Origin of the sequence: Thermosporothrix hazakensis, from assembly GCF_003253565.1 — a bacterium.
Taxonomy (GTDB): domain Bacteria; phylum Chloroflexota; class Ktedonobacteria; order Ktedonobacterales; family Ktedonobacteraceae; genus Thermosporothrix; species Thermosporothrix hazakensis.
Window position 1 is genome coordinate 1 of record NZ_QKUF01000022.1, and the last position, 12,989, is coordinate 12,989.

6 protein-coding genes are annotated in these 12,989 nt (G+C 54.5%); all 6 read right to left on the reverse strand.

The features are described 5' to 3' along the window. Positions 1–460, reverse strand: a 460-nt coding sequence (locus EI42_RS22700; protein WP_146505408.1) for a GTP-binding protein, incomplete at its 3' end; no start/stop codon positions are given. A 412-nt stretch (positions 461–872) separates the two neighbouring features. Further along, positions 873–2,948: an elongation factor G gene (gene fusA / locus EI42_RS22705; RefSeq protein WP_111324935.1), complete on the reverse strand. Its 2,076-nt coding sequence runs from the start codon at positions 2,946–2,948 to the stop codon at positions 873–875. A gap of 8 nt (positions 2,949–2,956) precedes the next feature. Further along, on the reverse strand, positions 2,957–3,427 hold the full coding sequence (rpsG, locus tag EI42_RS22710) for a 30S ribosomal protein S7 (protein WP_111324936.1): 471 nt from the start codon (positions 3,425–3,427) through the stop codon (positions 2,957–2,959). Positions 3,428–4,207: 780 nt separating this feature from the next. Beyond that, positions 4,208–4,657 (reverse strand): 30S ribosomal protein S12, encoded by a 450-nt coding sequence (rpsL, locus tag EI42_RS22715; RefSeq protein WP_111324937.1) that lies wholly within the window; start codon positions 4,655–4,657, stop codon positions 4,208–4,210. Positions 4,658–4,745: 88 nt separating this feature from the next. Then, on the reverse strand, positions 4,746–9,104 hold the full coding sequence (gene rpoC / locus EI42_RS22720) for a DNA-directed RNA polymerase subunit beta' (RefSeq protein ID WP_111324938.1): 4,359 nt from the start codon (positions 9,102–9,104) through the stop codon (positions 4,746–4,748). 95 nt (positions 9,105–9,199) lie between these two features. Next, positions 9,200–12,697: a DNA-directed RNA polymerase subunit beta gene (gene rpoB / locus EI42_RS22725; RefSeq protein WP_111324939.1), complete on the reverse strand. Its 3,498-nt coding sequence runs from the start codon at positions 12,695–12,697 to the stop codon at positions 9,200–9,202. Positions 12,698–12,989: the final 292 nt, after the last annotated feature.

Sequence of the window (12,989 nt, forward strand, 5' to 3'; positions counted from 1 at the left end):
CTTCCAGCTCCACCAGTTCCAGCAGCTCTTCATCTTCGAGCATGTCAACCTTGTTGAGGAAGACAACAATCGCCGGAACGTTCACCTGACGAGCCAGCAGCACGTGCTCGCGTGTCTGAGGCATCGGACCATCAGGAGCGCTCACCACCAGAATGGCACCGTCCATCTGAGCGGCACCGGTGATCATGTTCTTGATGTAGTCCGCGTGACCCGGGCAGTCAACGTGCGCGTAGTGGCGCTTCTCGGTCTCATACTCCAGGTGAGCAATCGAGATCGTGATACCGCGCTCTCGCTCTTCGGGGGCCTTATCGATCTGGTCAAAGGCCGTATATTTGGCAAGCTGAGCATTCGACAGCACTTTCGTGATTGCTGCCGTCAGGGTCGTCTTGCCGTGGTCAATGTGTCCAATCGTACCCACGTTTACATGGGGCTTTGTACGCTCAAATTTCTGCTTAGCCATTTTAGTCCTCTTCTACTTTTACTAGCCATTCTACATTACCGTAGAATGCGCGTTTTTGTACGACCGGGCTACCATCAGTTCGGTCGCCCTTGCTCGGTAGGCCTGTTCCCTGACTTCGGCACCGAGCCAATTTCTATGCGCAATATGTATCTATGATACGAAGATGCAGTGTGCTTTGCGCTCTGCGCTCTGGTAAATACGTTTGCGTTTGTTTGATCGGTGACAACGCTTAGTGAGGAAGAAGCACCGGGGCACAGTGCAACCTGAGGTAATTCACAGGCCCCAGTGATTATAATGCTTTCCTACGCGTTGAGGCAATACCTTGAGGCTTTCAAGGCCAAATCTTACTACTTTGCGTTCATCCGTACCTACAAGAGTAGGGCTGTACAAAAGAGCTCCCTACAAACCACGCCTACTGATTCGACTTTGCAATAATCTCATCAGAGATGTTCTTCGGAACAGGATCGTAGTGAGAGAATTCCATTGCGTAGCTCGCACGACCACTGGTCATCGAGCGCAGGTCGTTCACGTAGCCGAACATTTCGGCCAGAGGAACATGAGCCCGAACCACGGCCATCGTGCCCCGATTCTCCATACCCAGAATGATACCACGGCGGCGGTTGAGGTCGCCAATGACGTCGCCATAGAATTCATCGGAGGTAGTCACTTCTACCTTCATCATGGGCTCAAGCAGGATCGGACCAGCCTTACGTGCGGCCTCGCGTACTGCCAGCGAACCGGCAATCTTAAAGGCTGCTTCGCTGGAGTCTACTTCGTGATACGAACCATCATAGAGCGTTGCTTTGACGTCAACCATCGGGAAGCCAGCAATGATACCGTTTTCCAGAGCCTCACGGACACCCGCTTCAACGGGCTTAATGTACTCTTTCGGCACCACACCACCGACGATGGCGTTCACAAACTCAAAGCCTTTACCGCGCTCATTGGGCTCAACCTTGATCCAGACATCACCGTACTGACCTTTACCACCCGACTGGCGGACGTGGCGTCCCTGTGCCTGTGCGGGGCGAGTAATGGACTCACGATAGGCTACCTGCGGACGACCCACATTGGCTTCGACTTTAAATTCGCGGCCCAGGCGGTCGAGCAGCACTTCTAGCTGCAACTCACCCATACCTTTGAGGATCGTCTGACCGCTCTCAGGATCGGTGTGAACACGGAAGGTCGGATCTTCTTCCGCCAGCTTGCCAAGTGCAATACCCATCTTTTCCTGGTCGGCGCGGGTCTTTGGCTCAACAGCGATCTCGATCACTGGATCAGGGAACTGGATCGACTCAAGGACAATCGGACGCTGTATGTCAGAGAGCGTATCCCCGGTGAAGGTATCGCGCAAACCAACGGCTGCACAAATGTCACCCGCACGAATCTCGTCAATATCCTCGCGGTGGTTTGCGTGCATCCGCAGAATGCGTCCAATACGCTCTTGCTTGCCTTTGGTGCTGTTGAGAACGGGAGAACCCTTCTTCAACATACCAGAGTAAACACGCATGAATGCCAGACGTCCAACGAAGGGGTCAGAGACAATCTTGAAGACCAGTGCGCTGAATGCCTCATCGTCACTGACCTCGCGAGTCACAGTCTCTTCCGTGTTTGGATCGGTGCCTGTCGGCTTCGCAATATCCAGAGGAGAGGGCAGATAGTCGATCACGGCATCCAGCATTGCCTGTACGCCCTTATTCTTGAGGGAGCTACCACACAGCACGGGAACAAGAGCGCTGGAGATAGTCGCCCGGCGCAGGGCCGCCTTCAGCTCATCAACCGTAATCTCTTCGCCTTCAAGATATTTGAGGGTGAGTTCCTCGTCTGTCTCAGCGACGCGCTCAATCAGAGCATCACGATGCTTCTGGAACTCTTCTCTCAGTTCAGCAGGAACCTCGCTACGTTCAGCCTGAGTTCCTTTATCGTCAACAAAGACAACCGCTTCCTGATTGATCAGGTCAACAAAGCCCTTGAAGTCACTTTCCTGACCGATCGGCATCTGAATAGGAACGGGTACAGCGCCCAGACGATCTTTGATCATCTCGATGGTGCGCCAGAAATCGGCTCCAATACGGTCCATCTTATTGACAAAGCAGATGCGTGGCACGTTGTACTTGTTCGCCTGACGCCAGACAGTCTCGGACTGAGGCTCAACACCAGCGACAGCGTCAAAGACGACAACGCCACCATCGAGGACGCGCAGCGAGCGCTCCACCTCGGCAGTGAAGTCTACGTGGCCCGGAGTATCAATGATATTGATACGATGGTCCTGCCAGAAACAGGTAGTGGCGGCAGACGTAATCGTAATGCCGCGTTCACGCTCCTGCTCCATGTAGTCCATCGTCGCAGCCCCTTCATGCGTTTCACCGATGCGGTGAATCTTCTTGGTATAGAAAAGGATGCGCTCCGTGGTGGTCGTCTTACCAGCATCAATGTGAGCGATGATACCAATATTGCGAGTTCTTTCGAGTGAGTATTCTCTAGCCATGTTTTATACTACCAGCGATAATGAGCGAAAGCCCGGTTGGACTCCGCCATCTTATGGGTCTCCTCACGTTTCTTAATAGTTGCACCTTGACCCGCCGCAGCGTCCATCAACTCACTGGCAAGTTTATCCGCCATTGTCTTCCCGGAGCGGGAACGAGCAGAGCGAATAAGCCAACGTATCGCCAACGCAACTCCGCGATCCTTACGGACCTCTATAGGTACCTGATAGGTCGAACCACCCACACGGCGGGGTTTGACTTCAATGCTTGGCGTGGCATTCTTCAATGCCTGCTCAAAAACCTCGATCGACGGCCGCTTCTGCTTGGCCTCAATCGTCTCAAGCGCTTGGTAAACGATGCGCTCAGCCAGGCTCCGCTTGCCGTCCAACATCAACTTGCTTACGAAGCGTGTGATGTTTTTATTCCTAAACTTTGCATCCGGCACATCGGGCCGGCGCACCGCTCTTCTTCTTCTTGGCAATTCCTGCCTCCTCTTTGCACACCACTCAGAAGGTACGCGTCATCTGGTTAACGCATCGTGTGTCCACACGAACCACTTGGAGGCAGCTCCCTCCTGGTTCTGCGTACTTCCGAATGCCTACGGATGTAGTTTACTTCACAGCCACCTGACAGCACCTCGCCCCAAATGACGAGGGTTCTTCCTTCATCCAGTCCGCTTTGCTCATGGCCTTAGCAGGAAGGCGGGGAGAGGCGGTCTGTCCAGAAGCATTTCACAGGGGCAGATCCCCTGTCCGTTTCCGATTTGCCCTATCGGTACGGTCCTGTATTGCCTTACCTCACGAGGTCCAGCCTTGCAGGCCTTCTTCGTGTGATTGTTCGTAAGATTGCATTATCAAGTAGAGACAGCCTCGGAAAACAGTCTGTTTTCCGTTTCGACGGGTGCGGCCCGCCCCGGGGGAAACTGTACACCCGGTCGCGCTGAATACAGTGGCCTATGGCCAACTCCATTCCTCGCGGGCGTTTTTAACACCAGAAAAGGCGCCGACTAGATCAAGGCACACTTTTTCCTCAATCTCTGACGCCTGCCCGCAGGTGCCTTTCCCGGTCGTTTCCCTCATTTGAGCTGCGAGCGCTCAACCAGGAGGTCACCTGACATGCATCGTAGAACCGTGCAATAGACGCACGAGCTTCGCTCGCATCACCTTTGCTCTACAATGCCACAGATCTTCCAATAATCTCATCGACGGCACGCAGATAACAGGTCAAAAGATACATCATGCCGTCTCTGGCACCTAAAGTGCTAGCGCTTACCCTTTGCTGGTGCGGCTGCCTGTCCGGGTTTCGGTCGTTTCGCGCCATATTTCGAGCGACCCTGACGGCGCTTGGAAACGCCTTCGCTATCCAGCGTACCGCGGATGATGTGATACCGAACGCTAGGCAAGTCCTTCACGCGTCCACCACGAATCAGAACAACCGAGTGTTCCTGAAGGTTATGACCCTCGCCAGGAATATAAGCGGTTACTTCCATCTGGTTCGAGAGCTTTACACGAGCAATCTTACGCATGGCCGAATTCGGCTTCTTCGGCGTCATAGTACGCACCTGAGTGCACACGCCACGCTTCTGCGGCGATCCCTCAAGGCGCGAGACTTTATTCTTCAGCGCGTTGTACGAATACAGCAGCGCCGGGGCCTTCACTTTCTTGGTTTTCTGGGAGCGGCCCTTTCGGATTAACTGGTTAATTGTCGGCAAGGAACATCCTCCCTGTCCTCACTTGAGTAAGCGCGGATAGCAGGGCTATCCGCGACTTTCCATCACTTATACGCGATTGCATATGTTATCATTCCTGTTCCTCGCTGTCAAGTGTCAGACCGAGGGTACTGCCTGTGGCATTGCTCGGCAGACTATCAACGGTGAGGCCTCCGACGCCAGCCGGAACCGGCGAGACCGACTCCAGCAGTTGCGCCATCGCTTGCTGACGTGCCTGCAATTCCTTGCGGCGCTGCGCAATGCCAGATCCGGCAGGAATGAGTTTACCAATAATCACGTTCTCCTTCAAGCCAATCAGGTGATCGGTCTGCGCCTCAATCGCAGCCTCGGTCAGCACACGGGTGGTCTCCTGGAAGGAGGCCGCGGCCAGGAAGCTATCAGTATTGAGCGAGGCCTTCGTCACACCAAGCAGCACAGTCTGCGCTGTGGCGGGCTCACCACCCTCTGCCAGAATGCGGGCATTGGTCTCTTCATACGTGAAGCGATCAACCAGATCATTGGGCAGCATATCGGTGTCTCCCGGATCCTCAATCTTCACGCGACGCAGCATCTGACGCACGATCACTTCGATGTGCTTATCGTTATTATAGACACCGGTGTTACGGTACACACGCTGTACCTCTTTGACCAGATAGATCTGTACAGCCTCGCGACCCTGGATGCGCAAGACATCCTGTGGATCTTTCTGACCGGAAGTGATCGGTGTTCCAGCGGTGATCCTCTGCCCGTTCTCGACAACGATGCTCTTGGCTGCCGGGATGACATACGAGCGCTCGTCCCGCTCCTCAAAGCGGATCGAGAGCACATCACCATTCTCGCTGGCATTGTGGACGATATCGCCTTCTGTACGCGCCAGAACAGGCACAGGCTCGTTACCGCCCTCCGCAGGCATCAGGGCAATGACCTGATCCTTCTGTACATGCTCTCCGTCAGCCACCATGACCTCTGTGCCTGCCGGTAGCTTGTACTCGTCAAAGAAGACGTTGCTGGCAACAACGCGCACGGTGCGCTGGCCACTCTCCTCATCCTTGACGATCTCAACAACACCATCGATTTCGCTGATTTCGGCTTTATCCTTCGGCACACGTGCCTCGAACAGCTCTTCAACGCGTGGCAGACCCAGCGTGATGTCACCCTGTGCACCAGCGATACCACCAGTGTGGAATGTACGCATCGTCAGCTGCGTTCCAGGCTCACCAATGGACTGAGCGGCGATAATACCAACCGCTGCACCGATACTTGCCAGTGCGTTTGCTGCCAGGTCGCGACCATAGCAGAGGCGACAGACACCCCGTCGGGCCGCACAGGTCAGCACTGAGCGCACACGAACCTGCTGGATACCAGCCTCTACAATCTCATCGACCAGATCTTCAGTCAGCTCATCGTTGACTTTGATATGCTCAAGTCCGGGGATCTCTTCCGCAAGCACGCGACCGATCAGACGGCTGCGCATATTGTCGAGACCCATTTCCTTCGAGTCCTCTTCGGTAATCAGAATACCGTCGGTGGTACCACAATCCTCCTCATTGACGATGACATCCTGTGCCACGTCGATCAGACGGCGGGTGAGGTAACCGGACTCTGCCGTTCGCAGCGCCGTATCTGCAAGACCCTTACGAGCACCGTGGCTACTGATGAAGTATTCCAACACGCTCAGGCCTTCGCGGAAGTTACCACGGATAGGCACCGGAATAATCTTACCGGACGGGTTCGTCATCAGACCGCGCATACCGGAAAGCTGACGGATCTGCTGGAACTTCGCTTTCGTCGCGCCAGATTTCGCGATGGTGTAGATGGAACCGAACGGATCAAGCGTCCCTTCCACCATCTTGGTGACGTTCTCGGTGACTTCGTTCCAGATATCAACTGTCTGCTGATATTTCTCGTTTTCCGTAATCAGACCGTCGCGATACTGCTCTTCCAGCTCAGCGATCTTCTCATCTGCCTGCTCTAGCTCCGCCTGCTTGGCGATAGGCACCTTCACGTCGCTGATCGCGATGGTCGCGCCCGCCTTCGTGGCGTAGTTAAAGCCCAGGCGCTTGATCTCGTCTGCCAGCTCGGTCGTCTTGACACGACCATAGATCTTAAAGCAGTCCGCGATCACCTGGCGCAGATTCTCTTTCTTCATGGCGTAGTTTCTAAAGCGCAGACGCTCAGGCAACGCCTCATTGAAGATGATACGACCGATGGTGGTTTCAACCAGCTTGCCGCCCGAAGCATTGAATGAAGGTCGGGTTGGTGGCGCATCATCGTAGATATCATAATCACCAAGACGGACCTTGATTCTAGCCTGCAACTCAACAAAGCCATGATGATAGGCCAGCAGCGCTTCTGTCGTGTCGGTAAAGACACGGCCCTCGCCTTTCTTGTTCGGGCGCTCCTGAGTCAGGTAGAAGCAGCCAAGCACCATATCCTGGCTGGCGCCAATCGACGGCTCACCATGGGCAGGTGATAGCAGGTTACGGGTTGACATCATAAAGCGGCGCGCCTCGTCCTGTGCCTTTTCGGACAGCGGGACGTGTACCGCCATCTGGTCACCATCAAAGTCAGCGTTAAAGGCAGAACAGACCAGCGGGTGCAACTGGATCGCGCTCCCCTCAACCAGCACGGCCTCAAAGGCCTGAATTCCAAGACGGTGCAGCGTCGGAGCGCGGTTCAACAGCACTGGATGGTTCTTAATAACCTCTTCCAGCACATCCCAGACCTCGGGCTTGACCCGCTCAACAAAGCGCTTGGCACTCTTGATATTGTGGGCAAAATTCTGCTCAACGAGCTTGCGCATGACGAAGGGCTTGAACAGCTCAAGCGCCATTCTCTTTGGCAGACCGCACTGATGCAGTTTCAGCTCAGGACCAACCACGATAACCGAGCGACCAGAGTAGTCAACGCGCTTACCGAGCAGGTTCTGACGGAAGCGGCCCTGCTTACCCTTGAGCATGTCGGACAGGCTCTTCAGCTTGTGATTACCGGAACCGGCAACCGCACGACCGCGGCGCCCATTGTCAATGAGTGCGTCACAGGCTTCCTGCAACATGCGTTTCTCATTGCGAATGATGATCTCCGGTGCACCAAGCTCCAGCAGGCGCTTGAGACGGTTGTTGCGGTTAATCACTCGGCGATACAGATCGTTCAGGTCTGAGGTCGCGAAGCGGCCACCATCGAGCTGGACCATCGGGCGCAGTTCAGGCGGCAGAACCGGAAGCACGGTCAGGATCATCCACTCAGGAGAGGTGCTTGACTTGCGGAAAGCTTCCACAACCTTCAGGCGCTTGGTTGCCTTCTTGCGGCGCTGACCAACCGTTGAGTTGATCTCATGGCGCAGATCGGCAGCCAGTTTATCCAGATCAATGCTGGCGATCAGCTCGCGGACAGCCTCGGCGCCCATCCCGGCGGTGAACACATCGGGGAAGGCGTCCTTCAGCTCGCGATAGCGATTCTCCTGAAGCAGATCCATCTTCTTCAGGCTCTCCAGATCGCGGCGCAGTGCATCCAGGCGAGCTTTTGCCTCGGCACGCTCGCGCTCAAGCTGAGCCTGTGCGGTGTCGATCTGGCCCTGATATTCCAGGCCCAGGCGATCGGCCTCACGCTTGTTATCGACGATCGCGGCATCGAGCTCACGGCGAGCCTGTTCGGCGATGGCGTTGCGCTTTGTTTCGGCAACGCGTTCAAGGACCTCAATATGTTTCGGTGAAACAACCTCTCCGTCCCTGACGATCACGGTATCGCTTGGTGTGTACACGATATCGAAATCAACCACCTTGTTCATGTTCTCGCGGAGCTCGGCCAGCGTCTCGCTCTCCTCGCGACGAGCATCCTCAAGGTCGCGCTCGCGGCGCTCTTCGATGCTCTGACGATCAACCGTCTTCAAGCGAGTGGCGTTCTCGCGGATAGCATCATCGCGCTGTGTTTTCAGCGAATTGATCCGCTCAACAACCTTCTCATTGAGGTCTGTATCAAGTTCCTGAAGTTCCTGATCCAGACGCATCAGTTCACGCTGTCGCGCCTCTTCATCAACATTCGTCACCACATACAGCGCAAAGTACAGAATGCGCTCAAGGTTACGCGGCGACAGGTCCAGCAGGAGACCAATACGGCTTGGTGTGCCCTTAAAGTACCAGATATGACTGACGGGCGAAGCCAGTTCGATATGTCCCATACGCTCGCGGCGTACTTTTGAGCGAGCTACCTCAACACCGCACTTGTCACATACGATGCCCTTAAAGCGCACCCGCTTATATTTACCACAGTAACACTCCCAGTCTTTGGTGGGCCCGAAGATGCGTTCGCAGAACAGGCCGTCTTTTTCTGGTTTGAGTGTACGATAGTTAATGGTCTCCGGTTTCGTCACCTCGCCATAGCTCCAGCTACGAATTTGTTCCGGGCTGGCAAGGCTGATACGGATAGCGTTAAAATCGTTGACTTCGAGCATGCTACCTCCTGGGGTAGGGGCAAATACACAGCACCCTCATAGAGATATCAAAAGCGGTATGAGCGCACCATGTATCGTCGCACTTCCTCCCTACACTATTGATCTCCTTCGAAACCGGACAGATTAATACCTAGTTCCGGCATCACATCAATCGAGGTTTCCTCGATAAAATGTATCTTCTGCTCGTCCTCGTTGAGCACTTCTACGTTGATTCCAAGGCTTTGCAATTCCTTGACCAACACCTTGAAGGATTCGGGCACGCCGGGCTCCATAATCGGGTCACCCTTGACAATAGCCTCATAGGTCTTCACTCGTCCCACAACATCATCAGACTTGATTGTCAGAATCTCTTGCAGGATGTTTGCAGCCCCATAGGCTTCCAGAGCCCAGACTTCCATCTCACCGAAGCGCTGGCCGCCAAACTGCGCCTTCCCACCCAGTGGCTGCTGTGTGATCAGGCTGTAGGGGCCAGTTGAGCGTGCATGTACCTTATCCTCGACGAGATGAGCTAGTTTTAGCATATAGATGTAGCCGACCGTTACCGAATGATCAAACGGCTCCCCGGTCCGCCCGTCAAAGAGCTGCACCTTGCCATTTTCGGGCAGGCCAGCACGGAGCAACATTTCAGAGATATCCTCTTCGGTTGCGCCGTCAAAAACGGGCGTGGCTATCTTGAACCCTAGTTCATTGGCGGCCCATCCTAGATGGGTCTCCATGATCTGTCCGATATTCATACGGTGCGGCACACCAAGCGGATTGAGAATAATATCCACTGGTGTTCCGTCCGGCAAGAACGGCATGTCTTCTACCGGCAAAACACGCGAGATAACGCCCTTGTTGCCGTGGCGCCCGGCCATCTTGTCGCCCGCACCAATTTTGCGTTTCTGCGCAATACTGACACGGACAAGCTGGCTTACGCCCGGCGACAGCTCATCTCCCGCCTCGCGCGAGAAGACCCGGACATCAATCACCTTCCCCCGTTCACCATGCGGCAGACGCAGGGAAGAGTCCTTTACCTCTCTTGCCTTCTCACCAAAGATGGCGCGTAGAAGCTTTTCCTCAGCGGTCAGCTCCGTTTCGCCTTTGGGCGTGATTTTGCCGACCAGGATATCCTGGGGGCCAACCTCAGCACCCACGTAGATAATTCCTCGCTCATCGAGATTGCGCAGACCCTCCTCACCAACGTTTGGAATGTCCCGCGTAATCTCTTCAGGTCCAAGCTTGGTCTCCCTTGCCTCGACCTCGTATTTCTCTATATGAATAGACGTAAAGAGATCTTCACGAACGATCTGTTCACTGATCAGAATGGCGTCCTCGTAGTTGCCGCCCTCCCAGCTCATAAAGGCCACCAGGATGTTCTGTCCCAGTGCCAGCTCTCCCTGTTCGGTTGAGGTGCTGTCGGCAAGCACTTGCCCGGACGCAACATAATCCCCTTTTTTGACAATCGGGCGCTGATTGATACAGGTGCCATTATTGGAGCGCAGAAACTTGCGCAAACTATAGGTATGCACCTTCCCTTGCTCATCAATCACCTCAATGCGCCGCCCGGTTGCAGAGATCACTTCGCCACTCGTTTCAGAGACAATTACCTGTCCCGAATCGATAGCCACCTGACGCTCGATCCCGGTACCACAGATAGGGGATTGCGGTCGCAGCAGTGGTACCGCCTGGCGCTGCATGTTCGCGCCCATCAAAGCCCGGTTCACGTCGTCATGCTCAAGAAAAGGAATAAGAGCAGTGGCAACGCTGACGATCTGACGGGGCGAAACGTCCATGTAATCAATCAGGTCCGATCCAACCTCAAGGAAATCTCCCTGATAGCGCGCCAGCACACGCACATCGGCAAACTCGTTATTCTCGGTCAGTTGCGCGTTCGCCTGCGCAATGTAGAAGTTTTCTTCGTTATCTGCTGTCTGGTACTCCACCTCGTCAGACACAAAGGGCTTCACTCGCACCATTGTCTCTCCGAGAGTAGTCGCAAGCTGCTGAAACAGGCCGCTGTCTATAACAACAGGTTGTCGTGCCTGAAACAGCGTCTCCCCCTCAGGAGAAACGATGTCTTCGCGCTCACGCCCGTAGATGCCGCGCAACTCATGACCAATCAAACGGGCATCATTGGCGGCGAGACATCGATAGACCTTGCGGTAGGGCGTTTCAATGAACCCATAGGGGTTGATCTGCCCATAGGTCGCCAGGTTCCCGATCAGCCCGATAGTCGGACCTTCCGGGGTTTCAATCGGGCAAATACGCCCGTAGTGCGATTCATGGACATCGCGTACATCAAAGCTGGCCCGATCCCGCGACAGTCCACCAGGACCAAGCGCGGAAAGCCGCCGCTTATGGGCAACCTCGGCAAGCGCATTCACCTGATCCATAAATTGAGAAAGCTGGCTTCCACCAAAAAACTCTCTCATGGCCGCAACTACCGGACGGATATTGATCAACGCGTTGGGCGATACCTGGCCGGGATCTTGAATACTCATGCGTTCCCGAACCACGCGCTCCATTCTGAGCATGCCAACACGAAATTGTGCTTGAAGCAGCTCACCGACACTGCGGACCCGGCGATTTCCCAGATGGTCAATGTCATCTTTGCGCCCCTGGCCATTATTCAGGCTCACCAGCCGGCGCACCAGATTGAGAATATCGTCCAGCGTCAAAATGCGCTCGTGTTGCGGGACGGCCAGATCAAGCTTGCGATTCATTTTGTAGCGGCCCACCCGCCCCAGGTCATAGCGCCGCGCATTAAAGAAGAGGTTGCGCACCAGGGACCGTGCATTTTCCAGCGTGGCAGGATCGCCCGGACGCAGCTTTTTATAGAGCTCCAGCAGCGCATCTGCCTCTCGTTTGGCTGGATCACGATCCAGCGTTGCCTGAATGTAGCGAACCGTCGCATCATTATCGACATCGGCAAACGCGTCCAGAATCCCCTGGTCTGTTGCGAGATCAACATGCTCCAAATGCCATTGTTCTTTTGCCAGAGAAGAGATTGCTCGCAACAGGGTCGTTACCGGAAGCTTGCGCTTGCGATCAATTTTCACCGTGATCTGATTTTTACTGCCGGTTTCAAACTCTAACCATGCCCCGCGCGTGGGAATCAGTTTGGCGGCATACAACCTTCTACCGGTTGTCGCATCCTCGGCGACCGTAAAGTACACACCCGGAGAGCGCACCAACTGACTGACAACCACCCGCTCCACACCATTGATAATAAATGTGCCAGTCCGCGTCATCAGCGGGAAGTCTCCCATGAAGACTTCTTTTTCGATAACTTCTCCCGTCCCTTTATTGATCAAGCGTGCCGTCACCGTTAAAGGCGCAGCAAAAGTCGCGTCACGTTCCCGACACTCATCCTCGGTATATTTTGGCGTTCCAAATGGTTCTGGTGGTACAATAAATTCAAGACTCAGGTTCTTGCCAGTAAAGTCTTCTATTGGAGATATTTCGTCAAAGAGTTCGCGTAGCCCTTCTTGCTTGAACCACTCAAAGGAGTCTAGCTGAATCTGGATCAGACCAGGCATGGACCGTATATCCGGAATCCGTGCAAATGATACACGTTCGGGGAGCGCAACGGCCCTGGTACTTATCGCCATTATGATATACTCCTCTCACCTAGTCGCCCATAGAGGATTATGAGAGGCATGCATAGCCGCCCCTCAGAAGTGAACGGGAAAAACGGAAAACAGGAAGAACCTGTCTGCGTGCAGTGTTTTTAAGATGACGCCTGTGCTGTACGAATAGATGCCAAGAAAAAGTAACCGCGTTTCCCTCCCATATGTAACGGTTACTTTGAACCCCTCTCCTTTCACGTCACCTGAGCAGAACGCCTCGGTGGCAACGCGTCTACCAGAAAACGTCTTGTTGAGCTTTTGACGGGGCGCGTGT